We start from the raw sequence: 21,482 nt of genomic DNA, 5'->3' as shown, positions 1-21,482 counted from the left end.
GTTGTGGCCCTGCATTCACGCGGGGCTTTTTTTGGCCCCTACCCATTCCTGTAGCCTGTCTTTTCTCCTGCTAAACCCGGCCTATACTTGCTCTTTTTGCGAATGCGATTCACAGGGAAGGAAGAATGAAGAAAATCATACTGATGCTCCTGGCGATGGTGCTGAGCGGTTGCGCAACCACAGTGCCAATGCCGAAAGAGGACACTCTCGACTACCTGCGGGTGACGGAAAATAATATTACGGTCATGTCAGACAAGTACGGCTATGTCTTTAAACGTGATAAGACCCGTGATGTTTATAACGACTACAAAGCCTTTTATGACGAGTTCGGGGATAAAAGCCCCGGTGTGGCGGTCTACTTTGTGGTGAAAGATAAAGATGTCACGGCGGAATATCGCGCGATTGTCGATGCGACTCAGTTAACACCCGCCCAGAAGGACAGGCTCAAATATCATTATAACGCGCATGTGATGGAGTCCGGGAAAACGATGGTCGCCGTGTTTAAAGCCAAAGGCACTTATGATGGGAGCCTGCATTACTCTACCGCTGACGCGACCAGACTGGATCCCCCTGTGACGGTGGCGATCACCGACAAAACCGAACAGAATGTGAGTTATATGGCGCCGTTGATGATCCCCATTTTCCCGCTGGTGATGATGTACGGTTGCGCGAAGGGACCCTGTGTTTAAGGGATGCAGCGATACCTGCCCCCGGATGGCGGCGTAACCGCCCTATCCGGGCCACCGCTCGCTGAATCGGGGTTGCTCGTAGCCCGGCTAAGCGCAGCGCCAGCCGGGAAACGCCAGGCGCATCATTTCCGCGCCAGGATCCTCGCTCTCGCCTGGGTAAAGAACACAGGCACCAGCACTTCAAGCATAAACAATACCAGGCTTATCTTTTGGTTATCCTCACCCGGACGCCAGTTCCCGAGGATGGCAGAGAGCACAAAAAATACCACGCCCGCTGTCAGCATCGCGATGCCATACAGACGATTGGCCCGATACCACAGCTCGTCATCATTGCGCGTTCGCGCGGTTCTTATCCCATACCAGCGGTTCGGTTTCACCTTCTGCAAAAGCAGCGGAATGGCAATAGCCATTAATATCAGACTGGTGATACTCAGCCAGATAAAATTCATATCCATCAGCGACTCTCCCTTTAAACGCCTGTATCCCCGAAAAAGGGATATTCACTGTCATGATGGATGGTAGAGGAAAATTAACGGACGAATAAGAGTAACGTCATATTTTGATTAACTTTAGAGGGAGATGTAACAGCTTGCTGCTGGTCATGCCACGGCCCGACACCGTAGGATTCCGCTCCTGACCTTACGGCCTCGAGAATGGATGCGTGAAATATCCCCTGTTTTTATTATTACTGACCTTACCGGCACTGGCGGCACGTGCGGATGACGCCGTCAAACTTAACTGCCCGCCCCGTGGGGCCATCACCGTCTCCTTTTTTGATTACTATCTCATCACCATGAAATGGGGCGATCACTTTCAGGTCGCCTCAGGCAAATTGCAAAGCCACACCAAAGCCGGAGTGCCCTTCTGGACCACCACCTTTGGCAATGGCGACGATCTGGCCTATTTCCCCAACTCCCATCAGTACTATCTGTTTTATGCGGGTTCGCGCGATCCTGTGCGATGTTCGGAACAGGAAAGCTACGTCTATCCGGTCATCACTCCGCCGCGTTATGAAAACAATATCGTTAGCAGCAAAAAAAATGCGCCGCAGACGCCAAACAGTGAAATTGATAATTCTCAGGTGATTTTGCCGGGATCTGGCGCACAGGGATAACCCCTCTCCGGACAGAGAGGGGCAGCTTGCTGATTAACGGAGTTGTTTTTGCGTGTGCCACAGCGCGGCAACGCTCAGGAACACGGTAACCATCAGGTAGAAGCCCGGTGCGAAGTGGCTGCCGGTTGCGCTGATAAGCAGCGTACAGATGAATGGCGCAAACCCACCGAATACCGTGACGGCGATGTTGTAACTGATGGACATCCCACTGGCCCGGGTCGATACCGGGAAAATATCCGCCATCACCGACGGAATGGTCGAGAAGTAGATGGATTTCAACAACGCCATCCATCCCACCAGCAGTGAAAGCGACAGGGGCGTGACGTTCAGGCTCATCAGCCAGAACGCGGGCAGCAGCGTAAACGCCAGCAGGCCCAACGCGGTCCACAACAGACGCTCACGCCCGACACGCTCCGCCAACAGTCCACCTATCGGCGTCACCACGGTAAGAATCACCCCGGCCAGCAACGTCGCGCTGTAGGCGGATGACGCGGGCAGGCCAAGGCTTTTGGTCGCCCAGGTCGGCACATAGTTCAGCATGTAGTTAATTGCCGTGGAGACCACCATCAGACCAATCGCCAGCGCCAACAGGCGTTTTTGCGAACCCAACAGTTGCTTCACCGGATGACGCGGCTTCTCGATCTCAACATACGCCTCAGGCTCGTGCACATGGCGACGGATCCACAGCCCAACCGGGCCAATCAGCAGACCAAAGGCGAACGGCACGCGCCATCCCCAGTCCAGCAACTGCTCCGGCGTCAGCCAGTGTGCCAGCCCCAGACCAAAGGCGGATGCCATCAGCGTACTGGCCCCCTGAGTGGCAAACTGCCAACTGGCGATAAATGTTTTACGCTCCGGGAAGTGTTCCACCAGAAACGCCGTCGAACTACCAAACTCACCGCCTGCGGAGAAGCCCTGAATCAGGCGCGCCAGCAAAATCAGCAGTGGCGCGGCCAAACCGAGGGTGGCATAACCGGGCATAAAGGTGATCATCGCCCCGCCCAGCATCATCAGGTTGATAGAGAGCAGCAGCGAGGCCTTACGACCGTGTTTATCGGCATAAGCGCCAAGCACCACCGCCCCCAGCGGGCGAATCAAAAAGGCGATACCAAAGCTACCGAAAGCGAGCAGCAGAGAGACCGTTGGATTAGTCGTCGGGAAAAAGACCTGGGCAATATAGCTGGCAAAGAAGCCGTACACCGCAATATCAAACCACTCCAGGGCATTACCAATACAGGTGGCAAAAAGCGTTTTCGCCAGGTTCGGGCGCACGCTGCCCTGCTCTGTCTCACGGGCGAGAGTTGTCATTTTGCACCTCCATTCTGATGCGCCTGATGGCTGGCAAGCAGTGCCGCTCCCCGCTCGCCCAAATCCCAGAACAGGCGGGTCATGATCGCCAGCCCCTCGCGGGCAATGGCAATCGGCAGGTGCTCGTCCGGCGCATGCTGGCCGCAGGCCGGGTACGAATGCGGCACCCACAGCGTTGGCAGGCCCAAAATCCCGGCAAACACATCATTAGGCAGCGAGCCGCCGAGGTTCGGCAACAGGGCCGGTTTCTTGCCGGTCGTCTCCGCCATCGCCTCAAGCGTCCAGTTCACCAGCGGATCGGTCGGGTCAAAGCGCGTTGCAGGGGTGCCGCGCACTTCGCTGATGGTCACCATAGAAAAGCCGTGCGCATCCAGATGCGCACGAACCGCCTGCTCCAGATGTTCCCAGTCGGTCCCCACCACAAAGCGCAACTGGCAGACCGCTGTCGCCTGCCCCGGGATCGCGTTCATGGGCTGTGCCGGATTCCCTGTCAGGAAAGAGAGCACTTCCAGGGTATTCCAGCCAAACAGTTTTTCTGCCGCCGACAATCCGGGCTCGCCCCAGTTCGGGTCGGTGATGGGATCGTTTCCGCCACGTGCCGGGGTGATATCTGCCAGAATGGCTTTCAGTTCAGGCGTTAAGGCAGGCGGCTTCAGCGCCGCAATCTGGATTTCGCCTTTACCATCCACCAGGCTCGCGATGGCGTTTGCCAGTTGCGTACCGGGGTTGCTCAGCAGCCCGCCCCAGTTGCCAGAGTGATAATCTTTGGCGCGCGCATTGATGGTCAGACGGAAGTTGGCGCAGCCACGTGAACCGAGGAATAGCGTCGGGCGCTCTGCACTCAGGCGCGGTCCATCAGAGGCGATAAACAGGTCTGCATTGATGCGTGCTTTAAGTTGTTCGCAGATGGCGGCCAGCCCTGGCGAACTCACCTCTTCGCCCATTTCACACAGCCAGACGCAGTTAAACCCCAGCCGACCGTTACGCGCGTGATAAACCTGCTCCAGTGCGGCGAGGTTAACCGAATGTTGACCTTTGTTGTCAGCCGTACCGCGTCCGTACCAGTTGCCATCACGCTCGACCAGCGTCCACGGCGAAAGCCCTTCGGCCCAGCGCGCATCGTCACCGAAGACCACATCGCCATGTCCGTAGCACATCACGGTGGGCAGCGTCGGGTCTTCTTCGCGGCTGGCGAGTAAAAATGGTCGGGCGGCATTGACCGGGTTAGCAATCACCTCGGTCGTAAAGCCCAATTCCTGAAACGCGGGAATGAATACGTCGTTGTAATAGCGTGTGAGCGCGCCATCCCTGTCATTACGCTGGCTTTCGCTGGGGATTGCCACCCGGCTGGCAAGGATGCTTTTAAAATGGCCGCTGTCGAACCACGCCAGCGCCTGGTCGACGATCTGTTGTGTTGTCATGTTGTTTGCCCTGTCTGTCCCGTCAAATGTCGAGCCGCAGTTGCGTGGCTGCAACGCGAATTTTTCAGGGTTCATTTGCTGCCGATGGCGCAATGAGATGTTGTTGTCTTTTTGTTCTAAACCAGAACAGAGCATTGCCACAATAATAATAATTGTAATTTGGCGTTGCTTTTTTGATAAGGGTACACTGCACAATCTCAGGGCATCGCAGAGGATTCATCTATGTTGAGCAATGAACTACGCTACTTTTTTGCGGTGGCCACCACCGGCTCTCTCAGCACCGCCAGCGAGCAGCTTTACGTGGCGGGTTCCGCCATCAGCCGACAAATCCACAAGCTGGAGACCCGGCTGGGCGTCACGCTCTTTGAACGGCATTCGCGCGGTATGGTTTTAACCGATGCCGGGCAGATTCTGGCTAACCATGTGCGCAAAAACATGCGCGATATGGAATTTGCGATGGCCGAAATTCAGGGGCTGAAAGCGGTGCGCAAAGCCCTGGTACGTATTGCCTGTACCGAGGGCATGGCGTTTGACTTGTTGCCAGGGGTACTGGCGCGTTTTCGTCAGCAACACCCTGCGGTGAGTTTTGATTTGCAGGTCGGCACGGCGATGCAGGTGGCGGAGTGGGTCCGGCGCAATGATTGTGATGTCGCGTTTCAGTTCAGCCTCGCGCCTGAACGGGACGTGGAAATTATTGCCGCCTGGCCCGCGCCGGTACTGTTGCTGTTGGCGGATGAACATCCATTGGTCTCGCAGCCGGGTGTGGCGATGGAAGATTTGCACCACTATCCGCTGGTTCTCCCGGAGGCTGGCACCACGCTGCGCCAGCTTTTTGATCTCTCCTGTCGCATGGCGGGCACCTTTCTGGAACCAGCGTTCAGCAGCAATAATTTTGCCGCCCTGTACGGTTTTACCCGTCATACACCGGATGCCCTGACCGTGTGCAGCCATTTCAGCGTATTGTGGCGCGCAAAGCAGGATGGCATGACGCTTAAAGCAATCAATAACTCGTCGCTAAGCCAGCGCACTTTGCAGATTCAGGTGCCGGGAAGCAAACACCGACCGACTGCGGTCAATGCTTTCCTCGAACTCACCGCCCGGGAGCTGGACAGAGAACATAAGCAGTGGATGGCGGAACTGACCCAGGCTTAAGCGGCGAGATGCTGCTTAATCGCATCGAGAAACAGGCCGAGCGCCGCATGCTGATGATCGCGGGATTGATATAACCCATAAATGCCCAGCGGCTGCGGCTCCAGTTGCGGCAGTACGCTGACCAGTCGACCGCTCTGAATCCCCATGCGCGCCTCAATTTCCGGCACCAGCGCCAGCCCTACATCCGCCATCGCCATATCGCACAGCAAAGACGATATCCCGGCGCTGAAATTACCATTAACCGCAACAGCGACAGTGCCCTTTTCCGGATCGTGAAATGTCCATGATTGTCCTGAAAAGCGGCTGTAATGCAGACAATTGTGCTGAGCGAGATCGTCAAGGGTTTCAGGCTGCCCGGCTCTCGCAAGGTAGGCCGGGGAGGCACACAATACCGAACGGCATTCCCCGAGCGTGCGGGCAATCACCCCAGGTTCCGGGGAATTGGTTATCCGTATCGCAAGGTCGATGCGCTCACCCACCAGGCTGACCGGCTGATTATTGATATCCACTTCGATGCGCAGCGCCGGGTAGCGCGCCAGAAACGCCGGGATCACCGGCCCCAGCAGGTGGGTCGCCGTAAAGTGGGCGCAGGCAATACGCAGCGTGCCCGAAGGCGTCAGACGCGTGGCATCACCTTCAATGTCTTGCGACAGAGAAGCCAGTTGCCGCGTTTTCTCAAGGATTTTCTCACCGGCGGGGGTTAACGTTAGCCGCCGCGTCGAGCGATGAATCAAGCGCGCCCCGGCCCATTTTTCCATTTCATCCAGATAGCGGCTCACCATCGGGCGTGAGATGCCCAGCGAACGTGCCGCCGCGCTCAGGCTGCCCAGTTCGCAAATCCGGTTGTAGGTCATTGCCGCCATGATCCTGTCCATTGCTACTCCATTTGATCGTTTTACGAAACACAGCATGAATTGTTTCAGGAATAGTAGCAGAAGCTGCAATCCGTAGAATGGCGATCACTGACTCTCTGGAGAACTGCATGATGGGATTTCAACCCGGCCTTTACTGGATAATCGATCCGCTTTGCGGCTGGAGCTATGGCGCATTGCCCTTGCTCAACCGTGTGGCGCAGGATTTTACGCAACAGCATATTTTACCGGGGGGATTATTCATCGGCACCCGGCGCAGAAAGCTCGACGCCGGGTGGCTCTCGCATGTTCATGAACATGATGCGCGTATCGCTGCTTTAACCGGCATGACTTTCGGCAGCGATTACCGCACGCAGTTGCTGGCGAACAGCGAGATTGTGCTGGATTCCCTCCCCGCCAGCCGTGGGCTTCTGGCTGCACAACGCTTTGCGACTCCCGGTAGCGACATTCAGTTTCTGAATACTGTACAGCGCGCCTGGTACGAACAGGGGCAGGACATTACCCGCTCCGATGTGGTCAATGAAGTACTGAGTCGATCCGTTGGGCCAGACATCATGCTGGGGCAAATTCCGGAAAATGAAGCGCTGGATGCCATTCAATATGGACGAATGCTGATGGCACAAACGGGCGGCCAGGGCTTCCCCACCGCGGTATTCATCAATAAAGACGGGCAGTACACGCTCTTACCTGTCTCGCGTTATTACGGGCAGCCAGAGGCATTTTTCACACTGGTTAATCCCCTTCTCTCTTCACTTAGCGATTAAGGAATGTCATGAACGCAAAATCCGCCACCCTGTTACTGTCGCTGGCCGCCGCACCGGTGTTTGCCGCTCCGCTGCAACTGGATGTGTATAACCCGCAGGAAAAAGGCATTTTCCCGGTCTCTTCAACGCTGGTCTCCGGGCCGAAAGAAGCCGTGCTGTTTGATGCGCAGTTCAGCGTTAAAGATGGCGAGGAACTGGTGAAGCTCATCAAAGCGCGTGGCAAAACGCTAAAAGAGATTGTGATCACCTCTGGCGACCCGGATTTTTATTTTGGTCTCGAACCGCTGGTAAAAGCCTTCCCACAGGCAAAAGTGGTGGCGTCCAAAGCGGTGGTTGACCATATCAAGGCAACGAAAGAGGCCAAATTGGCCTTCTGGGGGCCGCAGATGAAAGATGGCGCGCCAACGACACTTATCGTTCCACAGGCAACCACCGCCACGCGTTTTACCGTCGACGGGGAAACGCTGGAGCTAAAACACGCAGGTGATTATGCCGCCTATGTCTGGATCCCGGCGAACAAGGCCATTTTAGGCGGCACCGGTATTGCGTCAGGAATTCATGTCTGGACGGCAGATACCCAGACCCCGGCCATTCGCCATGGATGGATGAACGTATTACGCGAAATGCAGGCACTGAAACCCCAACAGGTTATTCCGGGTCACTACCTGGGTGAACGCCCGGCAGGCGATGGGGCGATTACTTTCACCCATGATTATTTGAAAACATTCGAACAGACACTGAACCATCAGAAGGGCTCAGTAGCCGTGATCGAGGCGATGAAAGCCGCGTATCCTGGGCTTGCGGATGAGAGCTCGCTGGAGTTGAGCGCAAAGGTGAACACCGGCGAGATGAAGTGGTAACGGCAAACATCCCGGCTGGCGCTGCGCTTAGCCGGGCTACGTTTTCGGGCGGTAGCCCGGATCAGGCATTTACGCCACCATCCGGGAGAAAACGGATGAGGGTCAAAGACCGCCTCAGCGGGCAAAAAAACCGCCACTCACCTGCTCAGGTGTGACCACGCCGCTGTCGAGCACCCAGCCGCTGATAAGTGCGGCGGGCGTGACGTCAAAAGCCGGGTTATAGACCTGCGCATTTTCCGGCGCCCACTGCACGGCGCCAAAGCTCCCGGCAACACCCGTCACTTCACTCGCGGCGCGCTGCTCGATAGGAATCGCCTCCCCGTTCGGGCAGTTCGGATCCAGCGTGGTTTGCGGTGCGGCAACATAAAACGGAATGCCGTGGAATTTCGCTAATACCGCCAGGGAGTAGGTGCCGATTTTGTTGGCGACATCGCCGTTAGCGGCAATCCTGTCTGCCCCCACCCAAATCGCATCCACCTGTCCTTTGCCCATCAGGCTGGCGGCCATCGAGTCGGTAATTAACTGATAGGGCACCCCAAGTTCGCCTAACTCCCAGGCCGTTAAACGCCCGCCCTGCAACAACGGACGCGTCTCATCCACCCAGACATTCGCCACCTTGCCCTGCTGATGGGCCAGCGCAATAACACCCAGCGCCGTACCGACGCCAGCGGTCGCCAGCCCCCCGGTGTTGCAATGCGTTAACAAGCGGCTGCCCGGTTTCACAAGCTCGCTGCCTGCCTGCGCGATGCTGTCGCACAGGGCTTTATCTTCTGCAATCAAGCGCAGCGCCTCTGCCACCAGCGCCGGAACGAAATCTTCGTTTGCCAGCGCCTGTTTCATTCGGTCGAGATTGTTCATCAGGTTGACCGCCGTCGGGCGCGAAGCTCGCAGGGTCTCCAGCGACTGGGCCAGCACGTCACGGTTCGCCCCGTTTTCCGCCAATAGCGCCAACAGCAGACTGGCGGAGAGGCCAATCAACGGCGCGCCGCGCACGCGTAACGCATGAATATGTTCCACCAGCAAAGCCACCGAATCCGCTGGCAGCCAGCGTTTTTCCTGCGGCAGCGCCTGCTGGTCAAGAATAAAGAGTTGGTTATCAACAACCCGCAGGCTGGTGGTCTGTAATGTCTGCATAGCGTTAAATCCCTGTTGCGTTGTTGTATCGTATTGTGCCAGGATGAAATCCAGATGTATAGACGTCTGAATGGCTTTATTAGCATAAGAACATGAGGAACTGGCAATGTCGCAATACCGTACCTTCAACGCCCAGGATGCTGTGGCGTATGCACAACAATTTGGTGGTCTGGACACGCCGTCCGAACTGGTTGAAGCGCAGGAGGTCGGCGACGGTAACCTGAACCTGGTATTTAAGATTTTTGATAGTCAGGGCGTAAGCCGCATTATCGTTAAACAGGCGCTGCCCTATGTGCGCTGCGTTGGCGAGTCCTGGCCGCTAACCCTTGATCGCGCACGTCTGGAAGCGCAAACGCTGGTCGAGCACTATAAACACGCCCCGCAGCACACGGTCAATATTCTGCATTACGACCCGGAGCTGGCGGTGATGGTTATGGAAGATCTCTCTGACCATCGCATCTGGCGCAGCGAGCTGATTAAAAACGTTTACTACCCGCAGGCTGCACGCCAGTTAGGTGAATATCTGGCGCAAACGCTGTTCCATACCAGCGATTTTTACCTGCATCCGCATGTGAAAAAAGCCCAGGTCGCGCAGTTTATTAATCCGGAAATGTGCGAGATCACCGAAGACCTGTTCTTTAACGATCCCTATCAGGTCCATGAACGTAATAACTACCCGGCAGCCCTGGAGGCCGACGTCGATGCCCTGCGTCAGGACACACAGCTAAAGCTGGCGGTCGCCTCCCTCAAGCACAGCTTCTTCTCGCATGCCGAAGCGCTGTTGCACGGCGATATTCACAGCGGCTCCATTTTCGTTGCCGAAGGCAGCCTGAAAGCCATTGACGCCGAGTTCGGCTATTTTGGTCCAATCGGCTTTGATATCGGTACGGCAATCGGGAATTTGCTGCTTAACTACTGCGGCCTGCCGGGCCACCTGGGCATTCGGGATGCGGCAGCGGCGCGTGAGCAGCGTCTGAAAGATATTCAGGAACTCTGGTCAACATTCGCCGAGCGTTTCCAGGCGCTGGCACGCGAGAAAACGCAAGATGCCGCCCTGAGCGTACCGGGCTATGCGTCTGAGTTTCTCAAAAAAGTGTGGACGGACGCGGTCGGCTTCTGCGGCACCGAGCTGATTCGCCGCAGCGTGGGCCTCTCGCATGTTGCGGATATCGACACCATCGCCGATGAAGAGATGCGCCACGAATGCCTGCGCCATGCTATTGCGCTCGGGAAGGTGCTGATTGTGATCGCCCCGCGCATTGACAGCGTGGATGAACTGATTGCCCGGGTGCGTCAGTATAGCTAAATGCGCGCTGGTGCCCTCACCCCGGCCCTCTCCCACGGGGAGAGGGAGAAAAGCGGGTGCAGAGCGATCCCCTCTCCCTCAGGGCTGAGGAATCCCCACAAAAATGCGAGCACGAACGGTCCCCTCTCCTCTTTGGTGAGAGGGCCTGGGTGAGGGGGAAAATGCGGCTCTGATGGTCATTCCGTTCACCTTATGTTCGTTGCTTTTCTGTCGCGACAGAACCCGTGAACGTGCCAGGGGGGCTCACCGCCACCCCCCTGGCGACCCGGGCTCCCGGCCAGGAAAATCGCCGCTGGCGCGGTCCATGATGCTTATGTCGGCTGACTTTCGGGGCGGGGACCAGCCTGCGTCCTTGCAGGCTATCCCCTCCGCCCGCTTCCCTGCGGGCGGCCCCGGTCAGCCGCCAACGCCTCATCGATTTTCAGCCGGACCCTGTCATCGCGGTCACTGTTTTATTCTTATTACGCGGCGTTATCGCTGTAAAACGTAAGATGACTGGGGATTCCTCTCCCACAGGGAGAGGGAGAAAAACGAGTGCAGAGCGATCCCCTCTCCCACAGGGAGAGGGAGAAAAGCGAGTGCAGAGCGATCCCCTCTCCCTCAGGGCGAGGGTTAGGGTGAGGGTTGTGTCACCCCAGATACTCAATCACCGACAAACCGCCGTTGTAATCCGTGCTGTAAATCACCCCCTGCGCATCCACAAACACATCACAGGACTGAATCACCTGCGGGCGGCCTGGACGCGTATCCATCATTTTCGCCGGAGCGGCAGGCACCAGCGCACCGGTTTCCACCGGACGATAGGGATTGGAAATATCATAGGCACGCACACCGGCGTTCTGATAAGTGGCAAAAATCAGCGTTGAGCTGATAAAGCTCCCCGGACGGTTTTCGTGCAGGTTATGCGGCCCGAAGTGCGCCCCTTTCGCCACGTAGTCAATCTCATCCGGCTGCGGGAAAGTGGAGATACTGACCGGGTTTGACGGTTCGCGAATATCAAACAGCCAGATCAGCTTCTCACCGTCTTCCTGGTTATCCAACACTGCTTCATCGAGCACCACCAGCAGGTCACGATCCGGCAATGGCAGCGCGGTATGGGTGCCACCGCCAAACGGCGGGCTCCAGTTGCGGTGACTAATGAGCGTCGGTTGAGTGCGGTCTTTCACATCCAGCAGCGTCAGGCCGCCGTCGCGCCAGCTCCCGTAGGCGGTATCGCCCGCGATAATCGCATGGTGCAGCGCATAGCGTTTCCCCGCCTCCCAGTCCGGCGTTTCGCCAGCCGCCTGGTTCATCCCCGGCAGCCACCAGCGCCCCGCCACTTCAGGTTTACGCGGATCGGCCAGATCGATAGTCAGGAAAATATAATCGGTAAAGCCATTAATCAGCGCAGAGACATAGGCCCAGCGTCCGCCTACGTACCAGATGCGGTGAATACCGATGCCACTAAGTGACAGGAAGCTGATTTCACGCGGTTTATCCGGCGTGGAGATATCAAATATGCGCAGCCCGGCGCTCCAGCCTTTGTCCTGTACGTCACTAACCGTCTCACCCACCGGGCGGGTGTAATAGACTTTTTCATCGGCAAAGCGGGCGTCAGCAAAGAGGTCGCGGGCGTTGATCACCAGCAGAAGATCGTCATGCGCCTGCAAGTGCACGTTCCAGGTGCCGGGAGGGGCCGGAACATAGCCTGCAGGTTTGGGATTTTTGGGGTCGCGCACGTCGACAATAGAAAAGCCCTGCGAAACCATGTGGCCGATGTAGGCATAGCCGCGATGCACCATCAGTTGTACGCCGTCCGGGCGTCCGCCCTGGTCGCTATGACCAATCAGCCGCATATTACGGCTGTATTCCGGGCGTGGGAGTTCAGTTGCCATTGTTGTTCCTTTTAAGCCGGGGTGCGACCTGTCGCCCTCACCCCAACCCTCTCCCACGGGAGAGGGAGAAAAGCAAACTGCCTTCCCCCTGAGGACAGGAAGAAGATCAGGCCGCCCTCCCGGTGAGGGAGGGGGAAAGCATCCGTTACTTCGCTTTTGCTTCCAGGGTAGCGAACCACGGCGCGATAAAGTCTTCGGTCTGGCCCCAGCCTGGGATGATTTTCGCCAGTGATGCTACGTTCACCGCACCCGGCTGCGCCGCCAGCAGCGCCTGTGGAATGGCGGCGGCTTTAAAGTCGTAGGTCGCAGGGGTCTGTTCGCCGGCAATCTTGTTGGCAACCAGACGTACGTTGGTCGCGCCAATCAGCTTTGGATCCACCGCCACGCTCACTTTCCACGGGCTGTTGGACTCGCGCATCAGTTGCAGATCCTGGTTAGACACGTCGATACTGTAGAGTTTGATCTCGGTACGGCCATTCTCTTTCAGCGCTTTATAGGCCCCCTGGCTAAAGGCGTCCCAGGTACCCCAGATAGCATCAATCTGCCCTTTCGGGTATTTCGCCAGCACCGCGCCCACTTTGTTGGCGGTATCGCCCTGCACGTCGGAAGAGACCGCGCCAATAGATTCCAGCTCTTTAATGCCCGGATACTCTTTCAGCAATTCAGCATAGGCGGCCTGACGGCGCTCCATTGGCGGGAAACCGGCGACCCACAGCTTGATGATGTTGGCTTTGCCGTTGAAGTCTTTAGCCAGCGCGCCGAAGGAGAGTTTGGTCAGGGAGGCGTCATCCTGCTGGGTAACGGTCACGCCAGGGATTTCACCGTTCACTGCGGTATCGAAGACAGAGACTTTGATCCCGGCATCGACCGCTTTTTTAATCAGCGCAGTGGAGTACGGATCACGGCCCTGCGAGAGGATAATGCCATCATATTTCTGGGTAATGGCCTGGTTCACAAAGTCCTGGAACTTAGCATCATCGCCGTTGCTCAGGAAGGTGCTGATTTTAAACCCAAGTTTTTTGCCTTCCTGCAGCGCGCCGGACACAAACTGGGTGGTGTTGTCATCGGAACCGAGGTTACGGATCAGCGCAATGCGAATCGGGCCGCTATGGTTAGCAATGGCGTCCGGAACCGGGGCAGGCGTCGCCGCATAACCCGGCAGCGCGCTCAGTAATCCCAGCGTCAGTAAAGAGAGTGCTATCTTTTTCATCTGTTATCCCCTGAATAATTAACGACGCTGGAAGTAAGTCAACGCAAGGGCACCGGCCAGCACCAGCCCCTTAATAATGTCCATGGCGTAATACGGAACGGAGAGCATCACCAGTCCGTTAGAGAGCACGCCGAGAATCACTGCCCCCACCAGCGTGCCGAGCGCATTCGGCTTGCCGGAACCGGCCAGCGAAAAGCCAATCCACGCCGCCGCAACCGCATCCATCAGGTAGCCGCCACCGGCGTTCACCTGAGAAGAACCAATGCGCGAAGCCAGCAGAATGCCGCCTAAGCCCGCCAGCAGTGAGGCAATCACATAGGCCGCCACTTTGTAACGGGTGGTGCGAATACCGGATAAACGCGCCGCTTCCGGGTTACCGCCAATGGCATACATACGGCGCCCGTGGGTGGTCAGCGACAGGCCAAGCTGCGCCACAATGGTCACCGCCAGCATGATGATGACAATGGTCGGCACCTGACCGAGCAAACTAAATGCCGCCGGGATCGCCCCTTCTGCCATGTCGCCGCTCGGTAGCACCATGTTTTCGGTGATCGAACCGCCATAGCTGTAGGTCATCGCCACGCCCTGAATCACAAACAGGCTGCCGAGCGTCGCCAGCATGTCGGGAATACGCAGCACCACAATTAAAAACGCGTTAAACAGGCCTACCAGCGTACAGAGCGCCAGCGTCACCAGAATCGCTTCGGTGGTACCAAAGCCATGCCAGACGAAGAGTGAAATCACCAGCGCGTTTGCCAGTGAAGCAGTTGAACCGACGGACAGGTCGAAACCGCCGATAGTCAGCGAAATGGAGACCCCCACCCCAATTACCGTGACGATGGCGATGGAGCGTAAGATGTTGATGATGTTGAACGGGTCGAGGAAGTTATCCGATGCCAGACCGAAGATGACGACCAGCGCGACCACCGTCAGCAGCATGCCCCATTTATAAAGAAAATCGAAAAACTGCTGACGGGATGACACCGCAGCCTTAACTGAAAGGGCTTTGCTCACGCTGCCGTTCCTCCGGTGGAAAAATAAAGTAAGGTCTCTTCGCGGGCCTCCTCGCCCTTCACTTCTGCGACAATGCGCCCATCCCAGAGCACACAAATGCGGTCGCACAGGCCCACCAGTTCGGAAAACTCCCCGGAGGCATAAATCACGCCTTTTCCTTCCCGCGCCAGTCCGTCAATCAACTGGAACAGGTCGGTTTTGGCTTTCACATCGACCCCTTTGGTCGGCTCGTCAAAAATCACCACGTTGGCGTTGCCGCGCAGCCATTTGCCAATCGCCACTTTTTGCTGGTTACCGCCGGACAGGCGACGCAAGGTCTGCCCCGGCCCGGTAGTGCGCACGCCGACGCGGGCTATCACTTCTTGCGCCCAACGCCAGGACTTACGATGGCCGAACAGGCTCCAGCGGGAAAAAGAGTTGTCCGCGCTCACCGAAAGGTTCATGGCAATAGGCTCTTCAATGAAGATGCCCTCTTTGCGCCGCTCTTCCGGCACCAGCGCCATACCGCGTAATACGGAATCCGCCGGGTCGCGTGGTCGCCACGGCTGACTATTAAGCTCGCCACGCGTGACTTTACTTTTGCTCGCACCAAACAGCGCCTTGCACAGCTCGGTTTTACCCGCGCCAGCCAGCCCGGCAATGCCCAGAATCTCCCCTTTGCGCAGGCGCAAAGAGATGTCTTTTAGCAGTTTCTCGTCATGCAGGCCGTCAATACTCAAGAGCACTTCATCGCTGTGCGGCGGGCGCTTGGGCGGGTAGATATCACTCAGTTCATGGCCGAGCATCTTCTCAACGATTTGCTCGCCGCTCAGTTCCGCCATCGGGCCAGACTCAATCAGCTTGCCGTCACGCAGCACGGTCAGGGTGTCGCAAATCGCTTTCAGTTCATGGATGCGGTGGGAGATAAACACCACGCCGATGCCCTGCTGTTGCAGACGTCGCACCACAGTGAACAGGCGCTCGCTCTCGTGTTGATCGAGAGGCGCGGTAGGTTCATCCAGAATCAAAAAGCGGCAACGATGAGACAACGCGCGCGCCAGCAGGATTTGCTGCTTCTCCGCCAGGGTGCAGGTATCGATAGAGCGACGCACATCCAGCGACACATCCAGTTGTGCCAGGGCAACCTGTGCGAGTTTACGCACTTCGCCCCAGTGCCAGGCGTGCCCCGGTTCCGCCAGTCTGTCGAGCATGATGTTTTCAGCAATCGACAGGCCGGGGATGAGCGCCACGTCCACTTCCTGCTGCACCAGATGAATACCTAGCTGTTTCGCGTCACGCGGGGTGCGAATAGAAACCGGCTGGTTATTGATGGCGATCTCGCCCTCGTAGTGGTCATGCGTGCCACACAGCACCGCCATCAGGGTCGATTTTCCTGCACCGTTCGCGCCCGTGAGTGCATGAACGGAACCGCCTCGCAGGGTGAAATCGACATGCGACAATGCGCTGAACCCGCCAAACGCGAGGCTGATAGTGCGCATTTCGAGGTGGTTAGTGCTCATCCGACGCGAGTTCCTGATAAATAAGTTTATTTGACGAATTTTTCATAGGCCGCCTTGACTGGCAACGACAGAAAAGGCATAAGATAAAGCAAAATAATATTAGCCATCCGGATGTCCAGACATAACATCAGGTTAGCGATAGTACACAAGGACACAACAAATGAGCAACACCAATATTCGCGTCGTCACCGGCCCGGCTAACTATTTCTCACACGCGGGAAGTCTTGCGCATCTCCATGATTTTTATACGGCTGAGCAACTTTCCCGTGCGGTATGGATTTACGGCGAGCGCGCCATTGAAGGGGCGCGTCCGTTCCTGCCGGAGGGCTTTAACGCACCGGGCGCGAAGCATCTGTTGTTCAAAGGTCATTGCAGCGAGCATGACGTGGCGGAGCTGGCGCAGTTGTCCGGTAACGATCGCGCGGTCGTGATAGGCGTAGGAGGCGGCGCCCTGCTGGATACAGCCAAAGCGGTGGCGCGTCGTTTAGGTTTGCCCGTGGTGGCAATTCCGACCATTGCGGCAACCTGCGCAGCCTGGACGCCGCTCTCCGTCTGGTACAACGACGCTGGTCAGGCGCTACAGTTCGAGATTTTCGATGACGCCAATTTCCTGGTGCTGGTCGAACCGCAGATCATCCTTAATGCCCCTGCGGAATATCTGCTGGCGGGGATCGGCGATACACTCGCGAAATGGTATGAAGCGGTGGTGCTGGCACCTGCGCCGGAAAAGCTGCCGCTGACGGTACGTCTGGGAATTAATAACGCGCTGGCGATTCGCGATGTGCTACTCGCCAGTAGCGAAGAAGCGCTGGCGGATCAGGCGCGTGGCGACGTGACGCAGGCGTTTCGTGACGTGGTGGATGCGATTATCGCCGGTGGCGGTATGGTGGGCGGGCTCGGCGAGCGCTATACCCGTGTTGCCGCGGCGCACGCCGTTCACAACGGTCTGACAGTATTGCCCCAAACAGAGAAATTCCTGCACGGCACCAAAGTAGCCTACGGTATTCTGGTGCAAAGCGCCCTGCTCGGTCAGGATGATGTGCTGGCGCAGCTCGTGAACGCCTATAAGCGTTTTAACCTGCCCACCACGCTGGCGGACCTGGAGGTGGACATCAACAATCATGACGAGCTGGATCGGGTGATTGCCCATACCCTGCGCCCGGTCGAATCCATTCACTATCTGCCGGGCGAGCTTACTCCCGCCGCGCTGCGCGCAGCGTTTGAAAAAGTCGAACATTTTACCCGCTGATTCAGGCAGGCCATAAGGCCATGGCGGAGCGGGCAATGCTCAGCAAGATTTCACGGCTCGCGCCATCGCGCGCCTGAATCGACATCCCCTGCTGAATACTGACATAGAGGCGCGTCAGCGCCTCGACATCAACCGAACCGGGCAAATCACCCTGTTTTTGCGCCTGCTCCAGCCGCGTTTTTAACAGGGAAAACCCCGCAGCACGCATGCGACGCACCAGGTCGCCCAGCCTGTCATTACCTTCGCTGCCTACCGCCGAGAGTGTGACCATACAACCGTGCGGCATATCGGTCTGCGTCAGCATGTCGGCAGAACGCTCCAGCCACAGCCACACCGCCTGACGCGGCGACGGTTCGCTGGTCATATGCCCCCAGATAACCGGCGCAACGGACTGCTCGTAGTGCAGCAATACCTCTTCGTATAAATCCTCTTTACTGCCAAACGCCGCATACAGACTGGGAGATTTAATACCCATCGCCTCGTATAAATCGTTCATGGACGTGGCGGTATAGCCCTTCTGCCAGAAGATTTTCATCGCCTGGTTCAGCGCTTCTGTACGGTCAAACTCGCGTGGTCTTCCACGGCTCATGGTGGCCTCCAAAATTTTGTGCTGATCGATATATTAATACCATTGACGGCCACAGGGAAGTGCGTTTACTGTAATTATGTATCGATCAACACATAATTAATTCAGGAGTCACCATGTCATCTTCACTTTCCGGTAAACGCGCGCTGGTTACAGGCGCAAGTCGTGGTTTAGGTAAAGCCATCGCCCTGTCATTAGCCCGCGCAGGGGCAGATGTGGCGATAACGTTTGAAAAGTCAGTCGAAAAAGCACAGGCCGTGGCCGATGACATTCGCGCGCTCGGGCGCAATGGTGTCGCCATTCAGGCCGACAGCGCAAATCCGCAGGCCATTCGTGCAGCGGTCGCTCAGTCGGTTGAGAAACTGGGCGGGCTGGATATTCTGGTGAATAACGCGGGGATAGCGCGCGGCGGGCCGCTGGAAGCGATGTCCGATGAGGATATCGATGCGTTAATCAATGTGAATATTCGCGGCGTGGTCATTGCTACCCAGGCGGCGATTGCTCATCTGCCGGACGGCGGGCGCATTATCAACATCGGCAGTTGCCTCGCCAACCACGTCCCGCTGCAAGGAATTGCCGTTTACTCGATGACCAAATCCGCTCTCAACTCGTTAACCCGTGGGCTGGCGCGCGATCTGGGCCCGCGTGGCATTACCGTCAATCTGGTGCACCCTGGCCCCACTGACAGCGACATGAACCCGGCGGATGGCGAAGGCGCTGAAACCCAGCGTCAGCTGATTGCGCTTGGACATTACGGTAAAGCAGAAGATATCGCCGATGCGGTAACTTTCCTGGCAAGCCCGGCGGCAAAACACATCACCGGAACCGGGATTGATGTGGATGGCGGCCTCAACGCCTGAGGATCAGGCCGACCTCTGCCACCCGGCAGAGGTAATGCAATATCAAAAGCGGCCCGTGAAGAACGGGCCGGCGTTTATGACAGTAAGCAGGAACAGGGGGAGGGTTAACAGCACTTCGCCCCGCCTTTGCCGCCGTAACGTGCCTCTTGCCGCTCGCGGAAAAACTCTTCATAGGTCATTGGCGTCTGATCAGGATGGGTGATACGCATATGCTCAACGTAGTTGTCATAGTCCGGGACGCCTATCATCATTTTGGCGGCCTGGCCTAAGTATTTGCCTGCTTTAGAAAGGGTGTCGAACATATTTCATCTCTCGTTACCCCTCACCCTAACCCTCTCCCACAGGGAGAGGGAACGTTGACACCCTCTCCTTGTGGGAGAGGGCCGGGGTGAGGGCAAAGGTTAATGTGCGCTTTTTGCCTGAGTCACAATCTCATCAAGATTTTCCGGCATGGGCTCATATGGACGCTCTTGTGACGTTGGCTTGTCGATTTTCAGCGACGCCAGCGCCGTTTTCACCGAGTAGAACGCCAGCACCACAACCACCACCATAAAGAAAATGGTCAGCCCGGCATCCAGACGGTTGTTAAACACCAACTGGGAAAGTTGTGACTGGGTGTACTGTGCCGGAATAGTACCACTGTCGATCATCGCCTGGAACTTATTAGCAATCGCCAGGAAGCCGACTTTATTGTCCGGGCTGAACGCTTTCTGCCAGCCGGCGGTGAGGGTACAAATCAGCAGCCAGGCCGTGGGCAACAGGGCCACCCATGCGTAACGCTGACGTTTCATCTTGAACAGTACAACCGCGCAGAGCATCAACGCCATGCCCGCCAGCATCTGGTTAGCAATACCGAACAGCGGCCAGAGTGTGTTGATGCCGCCCAACGGATCGACCACCCCCTGATGGAGGAAATAACCCCATGCCAGTACGCAGAGCGCGGTTGCAATCAGGTTTGCCGGTAACGAGTCGGTGCGTTTCAGGTTCGGTGAAATCACTCCCAGCAAGTCCTGTAGCATAAAGCGTGCGGCACGGGTACCGGCATCCACCGCCGTCAGAATAAACAGCGCTTCAAACAGAATCGCGAAGTGATACCAGAACGACACATCCATCATGCCGCCCAGCGCGCCGTGCAGGATATAGGCCATCCCCACCGCCAGCGTTGGCGCACCGCCCGCACGGGAGATAATCGACTGCTCGCCCACCTCCGTGGCAATCTGTTTCAGCGTGTCCGGGGTAATGCTAAAGCCCCAGCCGCTGACCACCTGTGCGGCAGAGGCCACCACATCGGTCGTCCCGGCAGGTGCCAGTACCGCCATCGGGCTGTTCATCGCAAAGTAGACACCCGGGTCGATGATACAGGCCGACACCAGCGCCATAATGGCCACGAACGACTCCATCAGCATGCCGCCGTAACCGATAAAGCAGGCCTGCCCTTCGTTCGCCAACATTTTCGGCGTGGTGCCAGAGGAGATCAGCGCATGGAAGCCCGACACCGCGCCGCACGCGATGGTGATAAACAGGAACGGGAACAGGTTGCCGGTCCAGACCGGGCCGGTGCCATCAACGAATTTCGTCAGTGCAGGCATGGTCAGGGTCGGGCGCATGATCAGAATGCCGATCGCCAGGCCGATGATGGTGCCAATTTTCAGGAAGGTGGAAAGGTAGTCACGCGGCGCCAGCAGCAGCCAGACCGGCAGTACGGCGGCCACAAAGCCGTAGCCCACCAGCATCCAGGTCAACTGTACCCCGGTGAAATCAAAGAACGGGGCCCAGGTCGGGCTTTCCGCCACCCATCCACCGGAGATAATCGCGAAAATCAGGAAAAACAGGCCAATGACGGAGACTTCACCAATGCGTCCAGGGCGCAGGTAGCGGATGTAGATCCCCATGAAAATCGCCAGTGGAATGGTAAAGGCAACGGTGTAGGTCCCCCACGGACTGTGGGTCAGTGCTTTCACCACGATCATCGCCAGCACCGCCAGGATGATTACCATGATCATAAAGGTCGCCACCAGTGCGATAACCCCAGCCGTTGGCCCCATCTCCTCTTTGACCAACTCACCCAATGAACGTCCATCACGGCGAGTCGAGACGAACAGCACCATAAAGTCCTGTACCGCCCCGGCAAGCACCACCCCGGCCAGGATCCAGATCATCCCGGGCAGATAGCCCATCTGGGCTGCCAGCACCGGACCCACCAGCGGCCCTGCCCCGGCGATTGCCGCAAAGTGGTGACCAAACAGCACTTTTTTATCCGTCGGGACGTAATCGAGCCCGTCGTTGTATTTCACGGCGGGCGTTATGCGACCCGGATCGACGGCCAGCACGTTTTTGGCGATATATAAACCATAAAAACGGTAGGCAATCAGATAGATACAAACTGCGGCAACGACTATCCACAAGGCGTTGATCTGCTCACCGCGATTAAGCGCGATGTAGCCAAGAGCAAACGCCCCGACAACGGAGAGCAATGCCCAAATAAGGTATTTCCCTGAGTTATTCATAGCGATTATCCGTTTGCGAAAGAGGAGAATGTTACATTTTGTTTCTAGATCAAAATGCGAAAT

The 21,482-nt window shown here is 57.1% G+C and carries 21 protein-coding genes; 8 read left to right on the top strand and 13 right to left on the bottom strand.

From position 1 onward, the window contains the following. Positions 1-125 precede the first annotated feature (125 nt). On the top strand, positions 126-689 hold the full coding sequence (locus IP582_RS06700) for a hypothetical protein (RefSeq protein WP_193795468.1): 564 nt from the start codon (positions 126-128) through the stop codon (positions 687-689). Between the two features lie 122 nt (positions 690-811). Here IP582_RS06700 and IP582_RS06695 read toward each other — a convergent pair whose 3' ends face one another. Next, the gene (locus IP582_RS06695) at positions 812-1,144 is read right to left on the bottom strand and encodes an SdpI family protein (protein ID WP_110295805.1); all 333 of its coding nucleotides are present in this window, start codon (positions 1,142-1,144) and stop codon (positions 812-814) included. A 206-nt stretch (positions 1,145-1,350) separates the two neighbouring features. On the opposite strand from IP582_RS06695, the gene IP582_RS06690 reads away from it, so the two are divergent. Continuing rightward, complete coding sequence (locus IP582_RS06690; protein ID WP_193795467.1) at positions 1,351-1,803, top strand: hypothetical protein; 453 nt, start codon at positions 1,351-1,353, stop codon at positions 1,801-1,803. A gap of 33 nt (positions 1,804-1,836) precedes the next feature. Here IP582_RS06690 and IP582_RS06685 read toward each other — a convergent pair whose 3' ends face one another. Then, positions 1,837-3,111, bottom strand: a complete 1,275-nt coding sequence (locus IP582_RS06685; protein WP_071193886.1) for an MFS transporter — start codon at positions 3,109-3,111, stop codon at positions 1,837-1,839. Then, positions 3,108-4,532: a M20 family metallopeptidase gene (locus IP582_RS06680; RefSeq protein WP_193795466.1), complete on the bottom strand. Its 1,425-nt coding sequence runs from the start codon at positions 4,530-4,532 to the stop codon at positions 3,108-3,110. The genes IP582_RS06685 and IP582_RS06680 overlap by 4 nt, the downstream gene beginning before the upstream one ends. A gap of 222 nt (positions 4,533-4,754) precedes the next feature. Here IP582_RS06680 and IP582_RS06675 point away from each other — a divergent pair, with 222 nt between their 5' ends. Beyond that, positions 4,755-5,684 (top strand): LysR family transcriptional regulator, encoded by a 930-nt coding sequence (locus tag IP582_RS06675; RefSeq protein WP_193795465.1) that lies wholly within the window; start codon positions 4,755-4,757, stop codon positions 5,682-5,684. On the opposite strand, the gene IP582_RS06670 is transcribed toward IP582_RS06675, so the two are convergent. Further along, complete coding sequence (locus tag IP582_RS06670) at positions 5,681-6,559, bottom strand: LysR family transcriptional regulator (protein WP_193795464.1); 879 nt, start codon at positions 6,557-6,559, stop codon at positions 5,681-5,683. The genes IP582_RS06675 and IP582_RS06670 overlap by 4 nt on opposite strands. 107 nt (positions 6,560-6,666) lie before the next feature. Here IP582_RS06670 and IP582_RS06665 point away from each other — a divergent pair, with 107 nt between their 5' ends. Both IP582_RS06665 and IP582_RS06660 read left to right on the top strand, forming a co-directional pair. Next, entirely contained in the window at positions 6,667-7,320 is a 654-nt protein-coding gene (locus IP582_RS06665; RefSeq protein ID WP_228007947.1) for a DsbA family protein, read from the top strand. An 8-nt stretch (positions 7,321-7,328) separates the two neighbouring features. After that, positions 7,329-8,180 carry a Vmh family MBL fold metallo-hydrolase gene (locus IP582_RS06660; RefSeq protein ID WP_193795463.1) on the top strand — a complete coding sequence of 284 codons (852 nt, stop codon included), beginning with the start codon at positions 7,329-7,331 and terminating at the stop codon, positions 8,178-8,180. Positions 8,181-8,294: 114 nt separating this feature from the next. Here IP582_RS06660 and mtnA read toward each other — a convergent pair whose 3' ends face one another. Beyond that, positions 8,295-9,314, bottom strand: a complete 1,020-nt coding sequence (mtnA, locus tag IP582_RS06655) for an S-methyl-5-thioribose-1-phosphate isomerase (protein WP_193795462.1) — start codon at positions 9,312-9,314, stop codon at positions 8,295-8,297. A 106-nt stretch (positions 9,315-9,420) separates the two neighbouring features. On the opposite strand from mtnA, the gene mtnK reads away from it, so the two are divergent. After that, positions 9,421-10,620, top strand: coding sequence for an S-methyl-5-thioribose kinase (mtnK, locus tag IP582_RS06650; protein WP_041852173.1), 1,200 nt, complete (start codon positions 9,421-9,423; stop codon positions 10,618-10,620). 190 nt (positions 10,621-10,810) lie between these two features. Here the strand turns inward: mtnK and IP582_RS06645 are convergent, their stop codons facing one another. From IP582_RS06645 to IP582_RS06625, 5 genes are all read right to left on the bottom strand, one after another. Then, on the bottom strand, positions 10,811-11,035 hold the full coding sequence (locus IP582_RS06645; protein ID WP_193795461.1) for a hypothetical protein: 225 nt from the start codon (positions 11,033-11,035) through the stop codon (positions 10,811-10,813). A 214-nt stretch (positions 11,036-11,249) separates the two neighbouring features. Continuing rightward, positions 11,250-12,494: an LVIVD repeat-containing protein gene (locus IP582_RS06640; RefSeq protein ID WP_193795460.1), complete on the bottom strand. Its 1,245-nt coding sequence runs from the start codon at positions 12,492-12,494 to the stop codon at positions 11,250-11,252. Positions 12,495-12,639: 145 nt separating this feature from the next. Next, positions 12,640-13,704: a sugar ABC transporter substrate-binding protein gene (locus tag IP582_RS06635; RefSeq protein ID WP_041852175.1), complete on the bottom strand. Its 1,065-nt coding sequence runs from the start codon at positions 13,702-13,704 to the stop codon at positions 12,640-12,642. An 18-nt stretch (positions 13,705-13,722) separates the two neighbouring features. Beyond that, on the bottom strand, positions 13,723-14,718 hold the full coding sequence (locus IP582_RS06630) for an ABC transporter permease (RefSeq protein ID WP_193795459.1): 996 nt from the start codon (positions 14,716-14,718) through the stop codon (positions 13,723-13,725). After that, complete coding sequence (locus IP582_RS06625; protein ID WP_193795458.1) at positions 14,715-16,217, bottom strand: sugar ABC transporter ATP-binding protein; 1,503 nt, start codon at positions 16,215-16,217, stop codon at positions 14,715-14,717. The genes IP582_RS06630 and IP582_RS06625 overlap by 4 nt, the downstream gene beginning before the upstream one ends. 160 nt (positions 16,218-16,377) lie before the next feature. On the opposite strand from IP582_RS06625, the gene IP582_RS06620 reads away from it, so the two are divergent. Continuing rightward, on the top strand, positions 16,378-17,466 hold the full coding sequence (locus tag IP582_RS06620; RefSeq protein WP_193795457.1) for an oxidoreductase: 1,089 nt from the start codon (positions 16,378-16,380) through the stop codon (positions 17,464-17,466). A 1-nt stretch (position 17,467) separates the two neighbouring features. Here the strand turns inward: IP582_RS06620 and IP582_RS06615 are convergent, their stop codons facing one another. Beyond that, positions 17,468-18,055: a TetR/AcrR family transcriptional regulator gene (locus IP582_RS06615; RefSeq protein WP_052249346.1), complete on the bottom strand. Its 588-nt coding sequence runs from the start codon at positions 18,053-18,055 to the stop codon at positions 17,468-17,470. A gap of 113 nt (positions 18,056-18,168) precedes the next feature. On the opposite strand from IP582_RS06615, the gene IP582_RS06610 reads away from it, so the two are divergent. Beyond that, on the top strand, positions 18,169-18,912 hold the full coding sequence (locus IP582_RS06610; RefSeq protein ID WP_193795456.1) for an SDR family NAD(P)-dependent oxidoreductase: 744 nt from the start codon (positions 18,169-18,171) through the stop codon (positions 18,910-18,912). Positions 18,913-19,016: 104 nt separating this feature from the next. Here the strand turns inward: IP582_RS06610 and IP582_RS06605 are convergent, their stop codons facing one another. Both IP582_RS06605 and cstA read right to left on the bottom strand, forming a co-directional pair. Further along, complete coding sequence (locus IP582_RS06605) at positions 19,017-19,214, bottom strand: YbdD/YjiX family protein (RefSeq protein WP_041852181.1); 198 nt, start codon at positions 19,212-19,214, stop codon at positions 19,017-19,019. 99 nt (positions 19,215-19,313) lie between these two features. Continuing rightward, complete coding sequence (cstA, locus tag IP582_RS06600; RefSeq protein ID WP_079498414.1) at positions 19,314-21,419, bottom strand: pyruvate/proton symporter CstA; 2,106 nt, start codon at positions 21,417-21,419, stop codon at positions 19,314-19,316. Between the last annotated feature and the right edge of the window lie 63 nt (positions 21,420-21,482).

The sequence above is a fragment of the Citrobacter sp. BDA59-3 genome (assembly GCF_015167655.1).
GTDB lineage: Bacteria > Pseudomonadota > Gammaproteobacteria > Enterobacterales > Enterobacteriaceae > Phytobacter > Phytobacter diazotrophicus.
The sequence above is the reverse complement of the archived record's forward strand: the minus strand, read 5'-3'. Positions and strand labels throughout refer to the sequence as shown.